18 protein-coding genes are annotated in these 20,495 nt (G+C 72.7%); 14 read left to right on the top strand and 4 right to left on the bottom strand.

Annotated elements, in window-relative coordinates; all coding sequences use genetic code 11:
* From ADK54_RS47010 to ADK54_RS36210, 7 genes are all read left to right on the top strand, one after another.
* Nucleotides 1-1,783: hypothetical protein (locus tag ADK54_RS47010; RefSeq protein WP_199827108.1), on the top strand; the 1,783-nt coding region annotated here is incomplete at its 5' end.
* Entirely contained in the window at nt 1,767-2,660 is an 894-nt protein-coding gene (locus tag ADK54_RS44205; protein ID WP_234392351.1) for a pentapeptide repeat-containing protein, read from the top strand. The genes ADK54_RS47010 and ADK54_RS44205, both read left to right, overlap by 17 nt.
* A gap of 64 nt (nt 2,661-2,724) precedes the next feature.
* On the top strand, nt 2,725-3,033 hold the full coding sequence (locus ADK54_RS44210) for a hypothetical protein (protein WP_078966891.1): 309 nt from the start codon (nt 2,725-2,727) through the stop codon (nt 3,031-3,033).
* Nucleotides 3,034-3,046: 13 nt separating this feature from the next.
* Nucleotides 3,047-4,411, top strand: coding sequence for a type VII secretion integral membrane protein EccD (gene eccD, locus ADK54_RS36195; protein ID WP_053730055.1), 1,365 nt, complete (start codon nt 3,047-3,049; stop codon nt 4,409-4,411).
* Nucleotides 4,412-4,431: 20 nt separating this feature from the next.
* Complete coding sequence (locus tag ADK54_RS48420) at nt 4,432-6,030, top strand: hypothetical protein (RefSeq protein ID WP_267887068.1); 1,599 nt, start codon at nt 4,432-4,434, stop codon at nt 6,028-6,030.
* The gene (eccCa, locus tag ADK54_RS36205; protein ID WP_053730056.1) at nt 6,027-10,034 is read left to right on the top strand and encodes a type VII secretion protein EccCa; all 4,008 of its coding nucleotides are present in this window, start codon (nt 6,027-6,029) and stop codon (nt 10,032-10,034) included. Before ADK54_RS48420 ends, eccCa begins: the two co-directional genes overlap by 4 nt.
* On the top strand, nt 10,031-11,449 hold the full coding sequence (locus ADK54_RS36210; RefSeq protein ID WP_053730057.1) for a DUF6177 family protein: 1,419 nt from the start codon (nt 10,031-10,033) through the stop codon (nt 11,447-11,449). The genes eccCa and ADK54_RS36210 overlap by 4 nt, the downstream gene beginning before the upstream one ends.
* A gap of 41 nt (nt 11,450-11,490) precedes the next feature.
* Here ADK54_RS36210 and ADK54_RS36215 read toward each other — a convergent pair whose 3' ends face one another.
* Nucleotides 11,491-12,489 (bottom strand): PP2C family protein-serine/threonine phosphatase, encoded by a 999-nt coding sequence (locus ADK54_RS36215; RefSeq protein ID WP_053730087.1) that lies wholly within the window; start codon nt 12,487-12,489, stop codon nt 11,491-11,493.
* A gap of 190 nt (nt 12,490-12,679) precedes the next feature.
* Nucleotides 12,680-13,735 carry a Ku protein gene (locus ADK54_RS36220; protein WP_053730058.1) on the bottom strand — a complete coding sequence of 352 codons (1,056 nt, stop codon included), beginning with the start codon at nt 13,733-13,735 and terminating at the stop codon, nt 12,680-12,682.
* A gap of 59 nt (nt 13,736-13,794) precedes the next feature.
* Between ADK54_RS36220 and ligD the strand changes: the two genes are divergently transcribed.
* Complete coding sequence (gene ligD, locus ADK54_RS36225) at nt 13,795-14,679, top strand: non-homologous end-joining DNA ligase (RefSeq protein ID WP_053730059.1); 885 nt, start codon at nt 13,795-13,797, stop codon at nt 14,677-14,679.
* Nucleotides 14,676-15,581 (top strand): ATP-dependent DNA ligase, encoded by a 906-nt coding sequence (locus ADK54_RS36230; protein WP_053730060.1) that lies wholly within the window; start codon nt 14,676-14,678, stop codon nt 15,579-15,581. The genes ligD and ADK54_RS36230 overlap by 4 nt, the downstream gene beginning before the upstream one ends.
* 16 nt (nt 15,582-15,597) lie before the next feature.
* On the opposite strand, the gene ADK54_RS36235 is transcribed toward ADK54_RS36230, so the two are convergent.
* A complete protein-coding gene (locus ADK54_RS36235) occupies nt 15,598-16,401 on the bottom strand; it encodes a nuclease-related domain-containing protein (protein ID WP_053730061.1) in 804 nt (267 codons plus the stop codon).
* Between the two features lie 153 nt (nt 16,402-16,554).
* Here ADK54_RS36235 and ADK54_RS36240 point away from each other — a divergent pair, with 153 nt between their 5' ends.
* The 5 genes from ADK54_RS36240 to ADK54_RS36260 all read left to right on the top strand — a co-directional run bounded on the left by ADK54_RS36240 (nt 16,555) and on the right by ADK54_RS36260 (nt 20,228).
* Nucleotides 16,555-16,857 carry a zinc-ribbon domain-containing protein gene (locus ADK54_RS36240; protein WP_053730062.1) on the top strand — a complete coding sequence of 101 codons (303 nt, stop codon included), beginning with the start codon at nt 16,555-16,557 and terminating at the stop codon, nt 16,855-16,857.
* A 98-nt stretch (nt 16,858-16,955) separates the two neighbouring features.
* Nucleotides 16,956-17,600 (top strand): class F sortase, encoded by a 645-nt coding sequence (locus ADK54_RS36245; protein ID WP_053730063.1) that lies wholly within the window; start codon nt 16,956-16,958, stop codon nt 17,598-17,600.
* 73 nt (nt 17,601-17,673) lie between these two features.
* Entirely contained in the window at nt 17,674-18,462 is a 789-nt protein-coding gene (locus ADK54_RS36250; RefSeq protein ID WP_234392353.1) for a hypothetical protein, read from the top strand.
* Nucleotides 18,459-19,787, top strand: a complete 1,329-nt coding sequence (locus ADK54_RS36255; RefSeq protein WP_053730065.1) for a sensor histidine kinase — start codon at nt 18,459-18,461, stop codon at nt 19,785-19,787. Before ADK54_RS36250 ends, ADK54_RS36255 begins: the two co-directional genes overlap by 4 nt.
* Before the next feature lie 99 nt (nt 19,788-19,886).
* The gene (locus ADK54_RS36260) at nt 19,887-20,228 is read left to right on the top strand and encodes an SH3 domain-containing protein (protein ID WP_053730066.1); all 342 of its coding nucleotides are present in this window, start codon (nt 19,887-19,889) and stop codon (nt 20,226-20,228) included.
* Nucleotides 20,229-20,237: 9 nt separating this feature from the next.
* On the opposite strand, the gene ADK54_RS36265 is transcribed toward ADK54_RS36260, so the two are convergent.
* Nucleotides 20,238-20,495 (bottom strand): SHOCT domain-containing protein, encoded by a 258-nt coding sequence (locus ADK54_RS36265; RefSeq protein WP_053730067.1) that lies wholly within the window; start codon nt 20,493-20,495, stop codon nt 20,238-20,240.

The raw sequence follows: 20,495 nt of genomic DNA on the forward strand, positions 1-20,495 counted from the left end.
GAACACCGACGTCCCCGTCGTCAAGGGCAACTACATCGAATGGCCCGGCGGCAGCCGCCTCAACCTCGACGACGGCAAGGTCTACAAACCCGACGGCACCATATCGACGGCCAAGGTCGAACTCAGCGCCGACGACATCACCCGCCTCAAAAGCTCCCTCCCCCACGTCGACGAACCAGTAAAGATCGGCGCAGACGTCAAAGAACCGGCCATGGCCGGAGCACACGACCCAGCACACACACCGGGCGGCATGGCGCATGACCCGGTGCGCACGCCCGGCGGCACCGCCCACGACCTCAGGCCCTCTGCCAGTCACGAAACCCCGGCCGGGCCCTCGCACAATTCCGTACCGCCGACTCACAACTCCGTGCCGACGTCGCACGACCTCCCCGGTTCGGGAGGTTCGGGATCGCACGGCGACCTCCCCACCGGGGGTCACGGCGGCGGTACGCACCCGGGCGAGCCCGGGTCGGCCGGAGGCGCGGGTACGGGGGGTGGCGATGTCGGAGGTCCGCCCGGCACCGGCGGTTCGCATCTTCCGGACGGGCCCGGGGAGCCGCGGGGCAATCTGCCCGACGGGTCCTGGGAGGGGCCGCAGGGGCTGCACCTCGATCCGCACGCGAACGCTGCGGCCGACCAGTTCATGCACCGGGCCGAGTCGGCCGAGCCGGGCATCACCGACGCGGTGAAGTCCGCCGCCGACCGAGTGGACCACGGCAAGCTCAACGGCCTGGAGTACCGCCTCAAGGGCGAGGACTCGCTCAAGCGCAAGATCGCGACGGCGCTGCACGACGACCCGATGCTGCGGCCCGAGGACGCGCTCGGGAACATCAAGGACTCGCTGCGCTACACCGTCGAGCTGCCCTCCAAGGACTACGCGCACGGCGTGCAGCAGGCCGTCGACGACTTCCGGAGCCGCGGGTTCGAGAACGTCACGTTCAAGAACACCTGGGACAGCGCGGGCTACAAGGGCATCAACTCGACCTGGCGGGACCCGGTTTCGGGCCAGGTCTTCGAGGTGCAGTTCCACACCCCGGAGAGCTTCACGGCCAAGATGGACGGCCATGTGCTCTACGAGAAGGAACGCCTTCCCGGAATTTCCCACGACGACCTCGCGGCCATCCGGGCCGAGCAGAGCGACTTGTTCGGAAAGGTGCCGGTGCCGCACGGCGCCGGGGATCTGCATATCGATCTCGGTCACGAGTCGCACGGTTCGGCATTGCCCGAGGCTCCGCACGTCGACCACGGTCAGCACGGAACCGCCTCCGTGCACGGCAATGGGCCGCCGGCCGAGCTCTCTCCGGCCGAGCGCGCGGTGCACGATTCGCATCTCCAGGCGATCGAGAAGAAGTACGCCGACGATTTCGACGTCTTGAAGCAGGACCCCGATCACAAGGGGAAGGTCAAGCCGTCGGAGATGGACGAGGCGCGGATCGCTCTCGACATGCGCGAGAGCGGGAAGGTGCCGTCCGACATTCAGCGTCCGCCGGGTGCGAATCAGGGTGATCTGTACTCGCCGAGCATCGGGGAGTACTACGACATCAAGGGCGTACACTCCGACTGGCCTCCGCTCAATAACGTTCGCGACAAGTCGCTGCCGTTCAAGGGCGCGTACGACCCCGCGAACAACGGGAGCTGGGTGCGCAAACTGGAGGACCAGATCGTGAACAGGAAGCGCGTGGTCATTCTGGACATGCGCAATGCCGATCAGGCCGCTATTGACGATGTCAGGGCAATTGTCGAAGACCATGGGTGGAGTGATCGGGTTGTCTGGTATCCGTGACGAAGGCGAGCGGCGGATCGTCCGGGCCATGCCGAAGGACGCCGAGGCCGCGGCCGCGCTCCGCGAGTGGGTCGAGCAGCCGGGCTCGCTGCTCGGTGTCGACGGGCTCGACCTGACCGCTGCCGATCTGTCCGGTGCGGATCTCGGCGGCGGCATGCTGACCGGGACCGTGCTCAGGGACGCCGTGCTCGTGGGCACCGACTTCTACCGGTGCCACATGGAAGGCGCGGTGCTCGACGGCGCTGACCTGACCGACGCCGGCCTGATCAAGGCCGTACTGGACGAGGCCTCCCTGCGCGGCGCCAAGCTGGACCGCGCGGATCTGGGCAGCGCCGAGCTGGCCGACACCGATGTGCGGGGCGGCTCGCTGCGCGGCGCCCGGCTCAACGCCGCCGCGCTGCTCGGCACCCTGTTGCAGGGCGCCGACCTCACCGGCGCCTCAGTGAAGGAGACCTCGTTCGGCGTCGTCGTCGACGAACACACCGTCGTCCAGGGCCTGTCGGGCTCGGTGTACGGGCCGATGGTCGTGGAGAGCGGCGAGCAGCGCCGCGAAGTCGGCGGCCGCGAGCTGGAGTTGTGGCTGAACGGCCGGGGCGCCGATGTGCGGGTGATCGACCCCGCGTCGCGGGAGATCACGTACTTCGCGAAGATCGGCGACGGATATCCGCGGAGCAGCCCGCGCGGAATCGTCCGGCGGCGTTTTCTCCACGGGGTCGCCTACGACGAGGCTTTCACCCGGAATCTGCGCTGGGAGCCGACCGAATACCTCCGGCTCTACGAACTCGGCCACAACGAGGTCGACCATGTGGAGATCACCGAGGAGGAGGCGGACGCTTTTGTCGCGGCCGTCACCGCGAAGCTCCGCGAACGGCCTTGATTCCCCACGTCACGGTTTCACCGCCGTACGGCATTGAGCAGGATCCGAAGGAGATTGCCCGGGCATGACTGCCGCGCAGGACTATGACAGCCAATTGCTGGAGTCGGTTTCGGTACGGCGCCGGCGGCTTCGCGATGCCCTTCTGTTCGGGGGGCAGCGCGGGCGGCGGTCGGTCGACGAACGCCTCGGCAAGCTGTTCGCCGGAATTGTGATTGCGGCAGTGCTCTGCGCGGGTTGTGTGGGCTGGTCGTTCATTTCGCACAAGCTCATCGGCAAGACCCCGTACGGGACTTCGGTTCAGCCGACTTCGGCACCCTCTTCGCCCCCTTCTTCCCCCAGTTCTTCGCCCGCCGTGAAGTCTTCGGCCCGATGATAGGTTCGCACGCGTGATAGCTACGGGATCGGTGAGCCGTACGGCATTGAGCCGGGTCACTCTGGTCGGTGAACAGCGTCGGGTCGATCTCGTTCTGCCGTCCGAAGAGCCAATTGGGCTGCTGCTGCCCGAAATCATGCGGCTGCTCGGCGACGGTCCGGGCGGCCGCCCGATGCTGCGCCATCTGACGACGGCCGACGGATCGGCGCTCGCCCAGGATTCGACGCTGGCGTCGGCGGGCGTGCCCGACGGCGCGGTGCTGCGTCTGGTGCGGGTCGAGGACGCGCCTTCGGCGCCCGTCGTGCACGACGTCACCGACGAGGCCGCGGACGATCTCGACGTACGGGCCTGGCGCTGGCGGCCCGCCGCGCGGCGCGCGGTCGCGGGGCTCGCCACGGTCTGCTGGGCGCTGGCGGCCGGGGTGCTCGCGCGCGACGAGTTCGCGCTGTCCGCGGTCGGCACGGTGCTGCTCGCGGTGGCCGGGGTCTGCGCGATCGCCGGGCCGGTGATCGGCCGGGCCGGGCAGCGCGGGCCCGCGACCACGTTGATCGTCACGGCCGGAGTGCTCGCCGTGCTCGGCGCGTGGACGCTGGCCGACGCGTACGGCTGGCCGGGCGGCGCACGGCTCGGCGCGGTCGGCGCCGCCCTCGCGGTGGCGCTGCTGCTGCTCGGCATGTTCTCGCCGCTCGGGCGGGGCGGGCTCATCGGGGCCGGGGCGGTCGCCGGGGCCGGGGCGTGCTGGGAGGCCGTGATCGCGCTGCAGTCCGGGGCCGGCTCGGCGGTCGGGCAGGCGCGGGCCGGGGCGATCGTGGTGGTCGTGTCGGTGCTGCTGCTCGGGGTGCTGCCGCGTCTCGCCCTGATGGCGTCCGGGCTCTCGGGGCTCGACGACCGGCGCTCCGGCGGGACTTCCGTCAGCCGCTATCAGGTGTCGACCGCGCTCGCGGCCACCCACCGCGGGCTCGCCCTCGCCACCGTCGTCATGGCCGCCTGCGCGGCGGTCGCCGGGATCCTGGTGCTGCGTACGCCGACGGTGTGGACGGTGCCGCTCGCCTCGGTACTCGCTGTGGTGCTCGCCCTGCGCGCGCGTGCGTATCCGCTGGTCGCCGAGGTGGTCGGCCTTTTCGCGGCCGCGGCCGCGGTGGCCGGGCGGCTCGCCTGGGTCTGGTGGGAGCGCACCGGCGCGGTCGGCCCGCTGGCCCTGCTCGTGGTGCTCGCACTGGCCCCGGTCGCGGTGCTCGTCATCCAGCCCGCGGACCATGTGCGGGTCCGGCTGCGACGGTTCGGCGACGCGCTGGAATCGATCGGTGTGATCGCGCTGTTCCCGCTGGTGCTCGGGGTGTTCGGGGTGTACGGGCGTCTGCTCGGCACGTTCGCGTAGGTATGCGTAGAGGTCGGGATATGGCTGTGGGCGAGGACTGGCAGCGCGATGTGCTGCGCGAGCTGAACGGGGGTGACTCGGCATCGGGTGCACCGCGGGGTACGGGTGCCTTCGGCTCTGCGTCGGCCGCACCGCAGGGTGTGGGCCCGGCGGAAGGTTCCTTCGGCTCGGCCGCGTCGGCCGCACAGCCCGGTGCCAGCGACTCTGCCGCACAGTCTGATGCGGGCAACCCCGCGGCGCCGTCCGGCCGGCCGTACACCGGCCCGGCGGAGGGCACGTTCCGGATACGTCCGCTGGAACCCCGCCAGGCCGACGCCTCCCCGGACGGATCAACTACCGCTCCTTCGGCGGGAGTTGGGGCACTCAGTGCCGCGAACGCCGACGCCGGCCCCACTCCGGGCTCCCAGCACCCCAACCCCGGCAACGCCGGGTTCCCCACCTCCGGCCCTCGCCAAGCCTCCGCCGCTCCCCACCCCCACACCGCCGGGACCCTCGACGCCGTCGCCGCCGCCCGCGCCGCCGCCCAGTACGGATCCCCCGCCCCGGATGCCGCTTCCGCCGCCCCGCACGGAGCCGGAGCCCCGGAGCCCCAGCCCGCCGGGCTGCCCATGCCCACCCCCCACAACGCACCCGCCGACCGCCCCGCCACCCTCCCCGAGCTCCGCATCCCCGGCGGGCGGGACGCCGCGGTGCCCATGGCCACGCCCGAGTCCGTGCCCACCGTCGATCCCCGGCTCGCCGTGGCGCTCGGGCGGCCGGTGCACGGGGACTCCGTGGCCAAGCGGGCCGGGCGGTCCGTGCGCAAGCTCGGGTCGTCCGCCGCGCAGGACGTGGCCGAGGAGAGCCGGATCGGGCGGGAGTTGCAGCAGCCCGTGACGACCGGGCGGGTCATCGCGGTCACCTCGATCCGGGGCGGCGTGGGGAAGACCACCGTCGCAGCCCTGCTAGCGCGGAGCTTCAATCACTACCGGCACGATCCCGTGCTCGCCCTGGAGGCGGACGGTGCGCTCGGCACGCTCCCGGTCCGGCTCGGGGCCGAGTCGGTGCGCTGGTCCTGCGCGGACCTCGCCGACATCCTCACCCCCGCCATGCAGCTGACCGACGTCACCGGCTATCTCGTGCCGATCACGGACGGCGGCTGGCTGCTGCCCGCGAGCCAGGGCCGGCTCGGCGCGCCGCTGAGCATGCGGACGTACCGCACCGTGACGCTCGCGCTGCGGCGGTACTTCGCGGTGACCGTGGTCGACTGCGAGACGCTGCCCGGCGAGGTGGCGCGTACCGCGATGGACACCGCGCACGCCCGGATCGTGGTCGCCCCGATGACCGCGGAGGGCGTCGGCGGCACCCGGGTCGTCCTTGACTGGCTCGCCCATCTGCCGCACTCGGCGCTGGCCACCACCGTGGTGGCGCTCACCGCCAACTCACCCGACATGACACTGGACTTGAAGGCCGCCACCGCGCATCTGCGGGAGGCGGGCGTCACCGTGCTCCCGGTCCCCTACGACCGGCATCTGGCCCAGGGAGGCCCCATCCAGACCGCACTGCTCGGCCGGGCCACCCGGCAGGCCGCCGTCGCGCTGGCCGCCGAGGCGATGGAGCGGGCGGTGAGGGTGCGATGACGCTGCACCAGGTCCACCGCCCGGCCCGCTCGACCCGGCCGGCCGCCGCCGCGGCGCCGCGCGCCATCGAGCCGCCGCCGAACCTGCCCGAGGGCAAGACCGGCACGGCCGCGACCGCGCTGCTCCCGATGGCCGGCGTGATGAGCTCCGTGATCATGATGACGGTGATCCGCAACAGCCAGTTCGCGGGCCTCGGCGCCATCGTCCTGGTCGTGGCGCTGCTCGGCGCGGTCGCGCTGTTCCTTTCCCAGCGCGGCAAGGCGCAGCGCACCCGGCGCACCCAGCGCGAGCGCTACCTCGAATATCTGGAGGAGCAGCGCGAGGAACTCGGCGCCGTGGAGCGGGAGTCGAGGCTCCAGGCCCGGCTGCTCAACCCGCCGCCTCAGGCTCTGTACGACCTGCTGCGGGATCCCGCCCGGCTGTGGGAGCGGCGGCGCGGCGACGCGGACTTCCTGCGGGTGCGGGTGGGCACCGGCACCGTACCGACGCAGGATCTGTCGATCGGGCAGAACAGTGCGCAGGGCGTGCTCACCCCGCCGGACCCGTTCATGCTGAACGAGGCGCGGGCGCTGGTGGCCCGGTACGCCACGGCCACCGAGTCGCCGCTGACGGTGCCGCTCGACCGGGCCGCGAACGTGAGCGTGGTCGGCGACCGCGAGGGTGTGCTGCGGGTCGCCCGGGCACTGCTCGTGCAGGCGGCCGTCACGCACGCCCCGGACGATCTGGCGATCGCGCTCGGCGTGCCGGGCGACCGGCTCGACGACTGGGAGTGGGCCAAGTGGCTGCCCCATGTCCTGGACGCGCTGGAGAGCGACGGCCCGGTGGCCGCGCGCCGGATCGCGCCGAGCATGCCGCAGTTGGCCCGGCTGATGCGGACGGACCTGCGCCAGCGGGCCTCGTACGCGGCGGAGGTGCGCCGGGGCCTGTCGGACCGGAACGCGCTGATGATGATCGACCGGCTGCTCGTGGTGAGCGACGAGTACGGCGCCCCCGCCGAGGAACTGCCCCGTCCCGACACGGCGGTCGGTCTCACCGAGATGGGCGTGACGGTGCTGCACCTGCTTGAGCAGCAGGTGCACGAGCCGGACCACGTCACCGTCCGGATCAGCGTCGACGGCGACCGCGTCACGGTCGAGGACCTGCGCGATCCGGCGAACCCGGCGCCCCCGATGTCGTACGGACTGTCCGACGAGGTGAGCACGGCCGGGGCCGAGGGGCTCGCGCGCATGCTGGCGCCGCTGCGCCTTTCCGCCGAGTCCGTGGCCGAGGGCACCCCGGTGACCGGTCCGGTGGATTTCCCGCAGCTGCTCGGCATCGACGACCCGGCGGACCTGGACATCGACCGGCTGTGGGCGCCGCGCGGCGAGCGGGCGTTCCTGCGGGTGCCGATCGGGCTCGACGACCGGCACCAGCCAGTGCTTCTCGACCTGAAGGAGTCCTCCGAGCTGGGCATGGGCCCGCACGGGCTGTGCGTGGGCGCGACCGGTTCCGGCAAGTCCGAGCTGCTGCGCACCCTGGTGCTCGCCCTTGTCGCCGGGCACCCGCCGGAGGATCTGGCGCTGGTCCTGGTCGACTACAAGGGCGGCGCGACCTTCGCGCCGTTCGCCGAACTGCCGCACGTGGCCGGAGTGATCACCAACCTGGAGAACCAGGCGGGCCTCGTGGAGCGCGTGCACACCAGCCTGGCGGGCGAGGTCAAGCGGCGTCAGCAGGTCCTCAAGGACGCGGGCAACGTCGCCGACATCGGGCACTACGCGGCCCTGCGCGCCGAGCGGCCCGAGCTCGAACCGCTCCCCCATCTGTTCGTCGTGATCGACGAGTTCGGTGAACTCCTCACCGCCAAGCCGGACTTCATCGACCTGTTCCTGTCGATCGGCCGGATCGGCCGGTCCATCGGCGTCCACCTGCTCCTGTCCAGCCAGCGCATCGAGGGCGGCAAGCTCAAGGGCCTGGACACCTACCTCTCGTACCGGCTGGGCCTGCGGACGTTCTCCGCCGACGAGTCGCGCACGGTCCTGGACACGACGGACGCCTTCCACCTGCCGCCGCTGCCGGGCTTCGGCTATCTGAAGGTCGACACGTCGACGTACGAGCGCTTCAAGGCGGGGTACGTCTCCGGTGCCTACCGGGGTCCCGCCGTCCTGGAACAGCAGGACGACACGCCGCTCGCCTGGCCGTACCCGACCTTCAACTCCCCGTCTCAGGAAGAGAGTTCGGAAGCGTCGGCCGAGCCGCAGATGCGCGAGCGGGAGACCGGGCCGACCGTCATGTCGGCGATGGTCGACCAGCTGCGCGCGGCCGCCGAGCCGGTGCGCCGGATCTGGCTGCCCCCGCTGCCCCAGGCCATCAGCCTCGACGCGGCGGCGGGCCCGCTCCAGGTCTCCGAGCACGGGCTCCAGCTCGCTCACCGGCCGGGCCCGATGCGGGTGCCGCTCGGCCTGCTCGACGATCCGGGCCGGCAGTGGCAGGGGCCCTGGACCCTGGATCTGACGGTGGCGGGCGGGCACGTGGCCGTCATCGGCGGCCCCCAGTCCGGCAAGACGACCCTGCTGCGCACCCTCGCGCTCTCGCTCGCCCTGACCCACACACCGGCCCAAGTCGCCCTGTACGGGCTCGACCTGGTGGGCGGCGGCCTCGCGGCGCTGGCCGGGCTCCCGCACGTCGGCGGGATCGCCGGGCGCGCCGACCACGAGCGGGCCGCGCGCACCGTCGCCGAGGTGCGGGCCATGCTCGCCGCGCGCGAGGAGCTGTTCCGCGAGCACGGCATCGACTCGGTGGACGAGCTGCGCGGCCTGCGCGCGCAGGGCCGCCTTCCCGAGCTCGGCTCGACCGATGTGGTGCTGCTCGTGGACGGGTACGGCGCGCTGCGCGACGAGTTCGCCGCCCTGGACGACGACGTGGCCGACCTGCTCAAGCGGGGCAGCGGCTACGGCATCCACATCGTGGCGGGCATGCTGCGCTGGAACGACGTACGGATCGCGACGCAGTCGATGTTCGGCACCCAGCTGGAGCTGCGGCTCAACGACCCGTCCGACTCCTCGATCGACCGCAAGCTGTCCGAGACGCTCGCCCAGGACACCCCCGGGCGGGTCCTGACCAACGGCAAGCTGTTCGCGCAGGCCGCCCTTCCGCGCACCGACTCGGTCGCCTCGTCCGCCGACCTCGGGCCCGCCCTGGAGGACGCGGCGCGGACCATACGCGCCACCTGGCACGGTGAACTCGCTTCTCCCGTACGGGTGTTGCCGACCCGGCTGCCCGCACAGCGGCTTCCCTCGCCGGCCGCCGAGCCGAGGCGGATCCCGATCGCGGTCGACCAGGACGCGCTCGATCCCGTGCTCCTCGACCTGTTCGAGCACGACCAGCACCTGCTGATCCTGGGCGACAACGAGTGCGGCAAGACCAATCTGCTCAAGCTCATCGCCCAGCAGTTCACCGCCCGCTACAGCGACGAGGAGCTGGTCTTCGCCGTGTTCGACCCGCGCCGCGGTCTTCGCGGCGTGGTGCCCGAGCCGTACCGCGGGGGCTACGCGCACAACGCGAAGATCAGCGTGGGGCTCGCCTCGGGGATCGCCGCCGAGCTGGAGAAGCGGCTGCCGGACGAGACCGTCGACCACGACGCGCTGCCGGACGGGCCCTCGTTCAGCGGGCCGCGCATCGTCATCCTGGTCGACGACTACGACATCCTGACCACCGCGGGCCAGCAGCCCCTCGCACCGTTCCTGCCGTACATCTCCTCCGCGCAGGACATCGGGCTGCACTTCGTGGTGGCCCGTCGCGTCGCGGGCTCCTCGCGGGCGCTGTACGAACCGTTCCTGACCACCCTGCGCGAGACGGGCACCGCCGCGCTCGTGATGACCGGCGACCGCACGGAGGGCCAGCTGTTCCCGGGCCTGTACGCGTCCGCGCAGCCGCCGGGCCGCGGCTTCCTGGTGCGCCGCGGCCGCCGCCACCAGCTCGTCCAGACCGCCCTCGCCCACCAGCCGGAAGAAGCAGAGCACTCGTGACCAAGGACGTCATCGCCCTCACCCCGAAGATGCCGGACACCTGGGCCCTGCTCGCCGGCCTTTACGCGGGCGGGCCCGGGCTCTCCGTCGACACCGGCCACGACGGGGCGGTGGTCCAGCTCTGCGCGGCGGACGGCCGCCCGCTCGTGTCCCTGGAGGCGCCGCTGCTCGTCCAGGTGCCCGGCGAGGCCGAGCGCCTCCTGGGAGGTCAAGTCACCTCCCCCGAGGGCCCGTTCTGGTGGACGGAGGCGCGGGCCTCCACGGCCGCCCCCGAGGCCGAGCGGCTCGCCGGGTCGGTGGCCGGGCGGCTCACCACCCTGCTCGGCGGCACCGCGTGGCCGCCCGGCGCCGCGAGCACCGAGGTCGTCCCGGTGGCCGAGGACGCCGAGGTGAGCGCGCGGCCCGCGGCCGGCGGGGCGCACCCCACCGTGGACGTGCTCACCGAGTCGACCGCCGTCGTCATGTGCGACCGGCCGGTCATCGCGCTGACCGCGTGGCTCTCGCACATCCTGCGCGCCGCCGTCGAGAGCCGCCGCGCGCTCCAGATCGTGACCCCGCCCGGCGTGCGGCTCAGCCTTCCGCTGCGTACGGCACTGACGGGCGCGCCCAACCGCTGGGTGGTCAAGGACCCCGACTGCGGGTACTACGACGGGCTTTCCGGCGCGGTCCTGCGCTGGCAGGACGGCACGTTCGCGCCGGCCCGGGACGCTTCGGGCCAGGCGGTCGTGGCCGAGGCGTTCAGCGCGCCCGCGCTCACCTCCGAGCGGCAGCTGATCGTCGCGTTCCGCACGGTGCACAACGCGGACGAGAACCTGGTCCTTGGCCGCGCCCTGTCGGCCGCCTGGGAAGCGTTGACCGGCGCGGCCCCGTCAGGCTGGGGCACCGCGGAGCCCATCAACCTCCCTTGGTCCGCACGGAAGTTGACCGACCTCGCCCGCGACCGGGCACCCGAATCGACCCAGCTGCTCGCCGTCGGCGACCCGGCGCGGCCCGCGCTCGCGGGGCTCCGGGTGACGCGGGTGGAGCGGGGCGTGGCAGCGGACGCGACGCTGACGCTGGGGTACGGGGCGGATGAGGCGCCCCCGCTGGACGCGGTCGAGCCGCTGGCTCGCACCCTGGCCGGCTCGCACGGCCTGACCCACATGCTGGTCTCCCTGCGCCGGGGCCGCCGGGACCTGGCCGTCCCGGCCCATTTCGAGGCCCCGCCGATCCCGGTGTCGTACACGCTGGGGGCGGAGGGGGTGCGGGCCGCCGGCCTGGCCCACGCCCAGCGCCCCCCGCTGTCCCTGCGCCCCGTCCAACTCGGCCCGGACGCGGGGCTCGCGCTGTACTACCCGCTCGGGGACGGTACGGATGCGGGCACGTGGCCGATGCTGGAGAAGCTGACGACGCATTTGGAGGGCCCTCGGGCCTAGCTCAGCCATAGCCCCCTAAGGGGTGAACCAGCACTTCACGGCTACTCGCGATGGCGGAGAAGCAGCATCGCCGCGTCGTCGTGCAACGGTCCCTCCGTGTGGAGCATGAGGTCCCGCCGGAGGGCCTCAAGGGCCGCTTCCGGGTCGGGGTCCTTCAGGAGCGGGGTGCGGGCGCCCAGGGGGTAGAACTCGCCCGATCTGTCGCGGGCCTCGGTCACCCCGTCGGTGTAGAGCAGGAGCTGGTCGCCGGGGGCGAACGGGACCCGGAAGGGCTGTGGGCCGTCCCCCGAGCCGAGCCCCAGGCCGAGCGGCAGCGCGTACGACGCGGGTTCGGGGAAGGACACCGAGCCGTCGGACCGTACCAACAGGGGCGGCGGATGGCCGTAGTTGAGGAACACCGCCCCGTTCGCGGGGTCGAGCTCGGCGATGATCGCGGTGACGAACTTCTCGCCCTCCAGGGCCCGCCCGGCCGCCCGCTCCACCCGCGCGCCCACCCCCTTCAGGTCCGGCTCGTCGTGCGCGGCCTCCCGGAACGCGCCGAGCACCACGGCCGCCGTCTCCACCGATTCGAGCCCCTTGCCCTGGACGTCCCCGATGATCACGCGCACCCCTCCGGGCGCCGCCACCACCTCGTACAGGTCGCCGCCGATCCTCGCCTCCGCGACCGCCGAGGTGTACGAGACCGCCGCGCGCAGATGTCCCGCACTGCGCGGCACCGGCCGCAGCAGCACCCGCTGGGCGACCTCGGCGATGGAGCGCATGCCGGCGAGTTCGGCCTCGCGGCGCTGGCGCATCACGGATCCGGCCACGCCCACCGCGGTGACCCCCGCGACGGCGGCCAGCGAGGCGAAGCCCCGGCGCTCCTCGAAGAGCTCGCTGTAGATCCCGAGCCCGACCCCGGCGACCAGCGCGATCAGGCCCACGACGACGGTGCGCCGCCAGCCGCCGACCAGACCGGCGAAGGCGGGGCCGAGCGAGACCAGCGGCAGCAGCCCGACCGTGGGGCCCGCGATCAGGTTGGCCACGACGACCAGCGCCATCACCACGTACGGCAGAACCGAGAGCACGAGGGGGTCCGGCCTGCGCCGTCCCTCGGTACGGGTGTGGCCGTCGCCGCTTCTGCGCACCATGACCGCACCCCTTTCACACCCTTGGGCATCCATTCGCCATCGCGGACGCGCCGCAACCCTTCCGTTATCGAATCGAGGCCGCGGGCCGCGAGTACGGAGGTCAGGCGCTGGCCCGCTTCTTCGGGGCCGCCTTCTTCGCCGCGGTCTTCTTGGCGGTGGTGGCGGTGGACTTCTTCGCCCCGGTGGACTTGGGGCTCGACTCCGCGGTCTTCTTGGTGGCGGTGCTCTTCTTGGCCTGCGCGGTCTTGGTCTGCGCGGTCTTCTTCGCCGCAGGGGCCCTCTTCGCCGCCGTCTTCTTCGCCGGCGCGGACTTGCGGGGCTTGCGCGCGCTCAGCTCGGTGACCTCGGCGACCTCCCCCTCGTCCTCCTCGCCCTCCCCGCGCGCGGCCTTCGCGGCCTTGACGCTGCTCTCCAGTGCCGCCATCAGGTCGATGACCTTGCCTCCCTTGGCGGCGGGCGCCTCCTGCGCCTGGGGCAGCGCGCCGTCCGCCTTCGCGGCGATGAGCTCCTCGACGGCCGCCCGGTAGTCGTCGTGCAGGGTCGACATGTCCACTTCCCCGAGGGTGTCCATCAGGGCGTCGGCCAGGTCGAGTTCGGCCTCGCGGACGCTGACGTCGGCCTCGGGGGCGGCGTCCTCGGACGCCCGGATCTCGTCCGGCCACAGCAGCCCGTGCATCGCGATGACGTCGTCCACCACCCGCAGCATGCCGAGCCGCTCCCGCCCGCGCAGCGCGAACTTGGCGATGGCGACCTTCTGGCTGCGCTTGAGGGCCTCGCGCAGCAGGGTGTACGGCTTCGCGGCGGGCACCCCGTTCGCGGAGAGGTAGTACGCGGCGTCCATCTGGAGCGGGTCGATCGTGTCGGCGGGCACGAACGCCACGATCTCGATCGTCTTGGCGGTGGGCAGCGGCAGCGAGGACAGATCGGCGTCGGTGATCGGGATCATCGAGCCGTCGGCGTCCTCGTACGCCTTGCCGATCTCCTCGGTGCTGAGCTCCTCGCCGTCCAGCTCGCACACCTTGCGGTAGCGGACCCGGCCGCCGTCCGCCGTGTGGATCTGGCGGAACGAGATCGAGTGGTTCTCGGTGGCGTTCACGAGCTTGATCGGGATGCTGACCAGGCCGAACGAAATGGCACCGTTCCAGATGGATCGCACGTTCTCTCCTCTTCGTCCCCGAGGAGTGTGGTTCGCGTGGTTCGTGGGACTCTCATCGTATGACGCCGATCACGGAGGTGGAGGGGCGGCGGATCGCCCTGTCGAATCTGGAGAAGGTGCTTTACCCGGCGACCGGCACCACCAAGGGCGAGCTCCTGCACTACTGCGCCACGGTCTCGGGCCCGCTCCTGGCCCAGCTGGACAACCGCCCGGTGTCGTTCCTGCGCTTCCCGGACGGTCCCGGGGGCCAGCGCTTCTTCACCAAGAATCCGCCGCCGGGCACGCCCTCCTGGGTGAGGACGGCCGCGGTGCCGCGCTCCGAGGACAAGGCGGCCCGGCAGGTCGTGGTCGCCGATCTGGCCACCCTGATGTGGGCGGCGAACCTGGTCGTGGAGTTCCACCCCCCGCAGTGGCGGGGGGACGCCCCCGCCGAGGCCGACCGCCTTGTCCTCGACCTCGACCCGGGCGAGCCCGCGAGCGTGGTGGAGTGCTGCGCGGTGGCGGTGTGGCTGCGGGACAGACTCGCGGCGGACGGGCTGCACGCGTACGCCAAGACCTCCGGCGCCAAGGGGCTGCACCTGCTCTGCCCGCTGGAGCCGACCCCCTCCGATCAGGTCTCGGCGTACGCGAAGACGCTGGCCAGGGAGGCGGAGGCGGCCCTGCCCGAGCTGGTCACGCACAAGATGGCGAAGGCGCTGCGCCCCGGCAAGGTGTTCGTCGACTTCAGCCAGAACGCCGCCGCGAAGACCACCGCGACGCCCTACACCGTGCGCGCCAAGGAGCGCCCCACGGTGTCGGCCCCGGTGTCCTGGGCGGAGGTCGAGTCGTGCGGAGCCCCGGCCGACCTGACGTTCCTGATCGGCGACATCGGGCCCCGCCTGGACCGCGACGGCGACCTGCTCGCGCCGCTGGCCGACCCCGAGCGGGCGGGCCGGCTGCCATGAGTGCCCCGGCGCTGCGGCCCCCGCTCACCGTCGCCCTCGCCGAGGCGGTGGCCACGCTGCCGCGCGGGGCGGGCTGGGCGTACGAGCCGAAGTTCGACGGGCACCGGATGGTGGTGTTCCGGGAGGCGGAGCGGGTCGTGCTCCAGGCCCGCTCGGGGCGCATCATCACCGGCGCGTTCCCCGATCTGGCCGACGCGGCAAGGGAGTTGACGCCCGGGACGGTCCTGGACGGGGAGGTCGTGGTGTGGTCCGGCGGGCGCACCGACTTCGCGGCGGTCCAGCGCCGCGCCGCCGCCACCCCCGCCCGGGCCCCGCTCCTGGCCCGCCGCCTGCCCGCCTCGTACGCGGCCTTCGACCTGCTCGCGGACGCGGGCCTGGACCTGCGGGCCGAGCCGTACGAGCGCCGCCGGGCCCGGCTCCTGGAGGTGCTCGCCCCGCTCGGGCCGCCGCTCCAGGCCGTGCTTATGACGACCTCGGTGGACACCGCGCTGACCTGGTACGAGACGCTGCCCGCGAGCGGCATCGAGGGCCTGGTCGCCAAGCGTCTCGACGCCCCGTACCGGGCCGGGCGCCGCGCCTGGCGCAAGCTGCGGCACACCGACACCCGCGAGGCGGTGGTCGTCGGACACACCGGCAGCGCGGCCCGGCCGGCCGCGCTCGTCCTGGTGCTGCCCGGCGACGACGTGCCGGTGGTGTCGGGCCCGCTGTCCGCCGCCCTGCGCGCGGAGGCCGGCCGCGCGCTCGCCCCGCTCGCGGCCGAGGGCGGCGGCACGGCGGTCGCGGCCGGGCTCGGCGAAGTGGCGTACCGGGCGGTCGCGGAGGGCCTGCTCGCGGAGGTCGAGTGGGCGACCACGCGGCACGCGGGGGCGGTCGTGCTGCGGCTGCGGGACGCCGGGGGCTGACCGGACACAGGGGCCCTCAGACCCGCAGCCACGTCCTGCGGTCCCGGGCCGTCCAGTACAAGGACTCCACGTCGGCCGGTTTCAGGACGCCGCCGAGGCGCGCGAGGTCCGGGATCTCGCTGTCCTTCAGGACGCTCACGCCCCGGATCCCCGGCGGGCCGAGCTCGACCCGTTCCGCGCCGACCAGGACGAGGACGGGCCGGACCGCCGCCGCGAGGGCGAGCGAGGCGCGCTCGGCCTCGCGGCGGGCGTGGCGCAGATACGGCACGGAGGCGGCTCTGCCCACGGTGACCAGCGGGTCGGCGATCCGCACCCGGTGCCGCTGGGCAGCCAGCGAGTGCACGGTGAGGACGCCCGCGGGCCCGACGAGCAGATGGTCGATCCTGGCCTCCCCCGGCAGCGGAACCGAATGCAGGACCCGCCAGCCCGCGCCTTCGAGCCGCTCAAGGGCGGCCCCGGCGAGCTGCTGCGCGGCGAGCTCCCGGCGGCGCGGGTCGGCCCTGAACCGGTGCTGGGGCTCGTACCGCTCCAGCTCGGTCAGGAGCGCCTCGCCGGGCCGGTTGGGCGCGAGGTCGTCGTCGGGGTGCAGGGAGAGCCGGGCCAGGTCGGCGGGGGTCGGCACGGGCGGCGGGCCGACGAGCAGTTCCCCCACGGCGTACGGGCGCAGCGCGGCGAGCACCTCGTCCCTGCGGTCGTCGAGCAGCAGCGATACGCGTCCGGTGTCGCGGTCGTACCAGGCGACGCTGCGCCCGTCCGGGAGGCTGACGTACAGTCGCGCCTGTCCGTGCCGGTGTACCGGTGTGACCCGCAGTCCTGCCATGACCCATCACCCCACCACGCCCATGGGAACAGCCCGATGCCCGTGAGGGCAATAAGTCGTGTGGGCGTCGTCACAACGCGATGGACTCAGGACGGTCATGACCACGACACTTACGCGCGACACGACCCAGGAATCCGGGAGGGGAACCACTCAATGATCATCTTTGGCACCCGCGGCTATCTCTACCAGCTCGCGATGCTCACGCTGGTGTGCGGCAACTGCGGCAATCCTTCGGCGCACGGGCTGCGCAAGTACGTCACGAAGTTCACGCTGTTCTTCGTTCCGCTGTTCCCGATCTCGACGCGGTTCCGCATGCAGTGCACGTTCTGCGGTCTGGAGCAGCAGATCACCAAGGAGCAGGCCGAGGGCCTGCTGGCCCAGCCGGTGGCTCCGCAGCAGCAGTACGGCCAGCCGCAGCCGGGCCAGATGCAGGGCCAGAACCCGTACCAGCAGTAGGCCGGCCCGCCGCGCGTAACAGCACCGCCTGCTGAAGTACGGCGAGCTGTTACGTACGCGGGACAAAGCCGCAATGCCGGACATTTAGCGTCGTACGCATGACGACGCCCACCCCGCCCCGCACTGCCCGGACGCCCCGGACCGCCAGACTCGCGGCCGCCTCCGTGCTCGCCCTCACCGTCGGCGGCGGGCTCATGGCCTGCACCCCGGACCCGGTGGCCAAGGCCCCCGACGTCCGTGTGCAGAACGCCGCCGCCCCGCAGGCCAAGGCGACGGCCGGCCCGCTCAAGGCCTCCGAGCCGACCCGGGTCGTCATCCCCTCCGCGGGCGTCGACGCGAGCCCGGTGCTGCGGCTCGGGGTGGATTCCGCGCAGGAGCTGGAGGTGCCGCCGGTGGACCGGGCCGAGCAGGCCGGCTGGTACACCGGCAGCGTCACGCCGGGCGAGAAGGGGGCCTCGGTCCTGGTCGCGCACTACGACACCGCGAACGGCCCGGCGCTGCTGCGGAACGTGAAGGACATGAAGGTCGGCGACGTGATCGAGGTCGGCCGGGCGGACGGCTCGACCGCGGTGTTCAAGATCCGGGAGACCCAGCAGGTCGAGAAAAAGGACTTCCCGACGCATAAGGTTTACGGGATGACCAATCGCGCCGAGCTCCGCCTCATCACGTGTGGCGGTCCGATCGTGGACGGTCACCGCTCGGCCAACATCATCTTCTATGCCGACCTGGTCAAGGCCGAATAACGCACCGGGGCTCCGGCGAAGCCGCGGCAGACAGTGAAATAGCCTGGGGTTCCCGCACGACAGGAGCACCTTGATCCGCCACCGCCGCACAGCCCTCTTGGCACCCCTGCTGACCGCAGCGGGTGTCCTGCTGCTGTCCGGCTGCGGCGGGGCGGGCCACCTGGAGAGCTCGGGTGCGACGCCGCCGGCGATCGGCCCGATCCACCTGTGGCCGGATCTGCCCCCGGCGACGGCGACCCCGAACGACTACGGCGAGACCGACACGGAGCAGGTCCCCGGCATCAAGGTGACCGGCGGCGACGTCCGCAAGCTGAACCCGGTCGCCGTGGTGCAGGCCGAGGTGAAGGCGCACCCGAACACGTACAGCGGCGAGGACGGTCTCTACGACGAAACGGTTCGGCAGCTGGCCACCTGCAAGCAGAAGCCGGGCAGCTGCCCGGTGCTCAAGCCGTACTACCGGGACCTGACGGGGGACGGCAAAGACGAGCTGATCGTCGGCATCCGGATGCCCGACCAGCAGCTCGCGGTGCGCTGCTACATGCCGGCCAAGGACGGCGGCCTGATCCGCATCATGTCCACCGTCGACCAGATCATCAGCGTCGACCTGGCCGGCCGCGACGTGATCCTGCGGTCGGTGTCGGCGGGCATGCCCGGGTACGAGTACCGCACGGCGTGGTCCTGGGACGACCACCAGCAGGCGATGCTCCCCACCCGGGACGAGATCGTGCGCCGCAAGCCCGGCGGCGAGAACTCCGGCGGGAAGCACCCCGCACCGTCCGGCGCCGGGCAGCTCTCGCCGTCGCCGAAGAAGAAGCCGCCGACGGCGAAGCCGTCGGCCACCCCCACGGCGGACGCACCATGAGACTCCCCCGGATACCGAGGCCGCCCCGCCTGCCGCTGCCCCGCTGGACGGCGACGCTCACCTGGAAGTCGGCGGTGTTCATCACCGTGATGTGCTGCGCGCTCGCGACGCTGCTCGGCGCCCTGGTGCACGTGTCGGTGACCCGGCAGACGGTCGGCGAGGCGCGCGGCAAGGCGCTCGACCGGCTGACCGACGTCACCCGGATGTACGAGGCGGGCGAGCAGCTGCCGCCCGGCGCCGGTATCGACCCGCCGGAGCTGCCGGGTTCGCTGCGCGCGCTCGCCGTCTCCGGCAAGCGCGGCACCCTCGTCGACGACGACCACGGCCGCCCCACCATGTGGGCGGCGGGCCCGGCGGACGGCAAGGCGCTGGCCGCCGAGATCGACTACACCCAGAGCGCCCGCACCATCAACGGCCTGGACAAGGCCATCTTCGGCTCGTCCATCCTGGCCATCGGCGCGACGCTGCTCGTCGGCGTCTTCGCCGTCACCCGGATCACCCGGCGCCTGCACCTGACGGCGACGGTGGCCCGCCGGATCGGCGCGGGCGACCTGGACGCGCGGGTCAACGACCCCCGCACCAAGGACCCCTCGCGCCCGCAGGACGAGGTGGCGACCGTGGCCGGCGCCCTGGACACGATGGCCTCCACGCTCCAGGGCAAACTGCTCAGCGAACAGCGCTTCACCGCCGACGTGGCGCACGAGCTGCGCACCCCGCTGACCGGCCTGCACGCGGCCGCGGAGCTGCTGCCGGAGGGCCGCCCGGCCGAGCTCGTACGGGACCGGGTGCGGGCGATGCGCTCGCTCACCGAGGACCTCCTGGAGATCTCCCGCCTGGACGCGGGCAGCGAGACCGTCGACCTGGACATGCAGCAGCTCTCCCCGGTGGTGGAGCGGGTGGTGCGCGCCTCGATCGCCTCCGGGACCGCCGAGGCGGACACCACCCTCACGGTGCTGCGGGACGCCTGCGTGGAGACCGACAAGCGCCGCCTGGAGCGGGTGATCGGCAACCTCCTTGCCAACGCCCACAAGCACGGCAAGGCCCCGGTCGAGCTGACCGTGCACGGCCCGGTCGTCACCGTCCGCGATCACGGCACGGGCTATCCGGACTACCTCCTGGACCACGGACCGCAGCGCTTCCGCACCGACGCCGGAAACAAGGGGCACGGGCTCGGCCTGACCATCGCGGCGGGGCAGGCGGCCGTGATCGGCGCCGAGCTGCGCTTCGCCAACGCGGCCGACGGCGGCGCGGTGGCCCGGCTCGAACTCCCGGAGTACGTCAGCTTCGAGGCGCCCGACTCCGAGGAGAGCCCGCACGCCGAGTGACATCTCGTCACGCTTTGCGAACACCAATGAGCGAATTTACTGTGAGGCAGGCGAATTGAGGGTCGTTCACATGCGGCCCCGCCCCATCCAGGAGGCACCATGTCCCTGCGCTCACCCCTTGCCGCACTCGGCCTCTGTGTGGCCACCGGCGCCGTGGCCGTCCTCGCCACGGCGCGGACCGCCGCCGCAGACGAGCACGGGCACGACGACTACAAGGGCCGCGTCACCGCCAAGTCCGGCCTGCTCCTGCGCGACCGGCCCACCCGCAGCAGCCGGATCGTCGGCAAGGCGCCGTACGGCTCGATCGTGCACATCTTCTGCAGGACCGGCGGCGACCGGGTCAACGGGAACGACCACTGGTACCTGCTCACCGACGGCACCTGGGCGTGGGCATCGGCCTACTACATCGACAACATCGGGGCCGTACCGCGCTGGTGCTGACCCGGCCGCTCAGCCGCCGAGGAGTTTGGCCTTGGCGGCCGCGAACTCTTCGAGCGAGAGCAGTCCTTCGCTGACCATGTCACCCAGACGGGCCAGCCGGTCCGCGATGTCCGCGCCGCTCGCGGGCACGGGCGCGGGCGGCGCCGCGGCGTGCGCCGCCCGGTCGGCGGCGTAGCCCGGGCTGCCGGACAGCAGACCACGCAGCAGCGGCGCACCGGCCGGGCGCTCGACGGGACGGCCTTCGGGGCGGGCGGGTCGGACGTACAT

Source organism: Streptomyces sp. WM6378, assembly GCF_001279695.1.
Classification (GTDB): domain Bacteria; phylum Actinomycetota; class Actinomycetes; order Streptomycetales; family Streptomycetaceae; genus Streptomyces.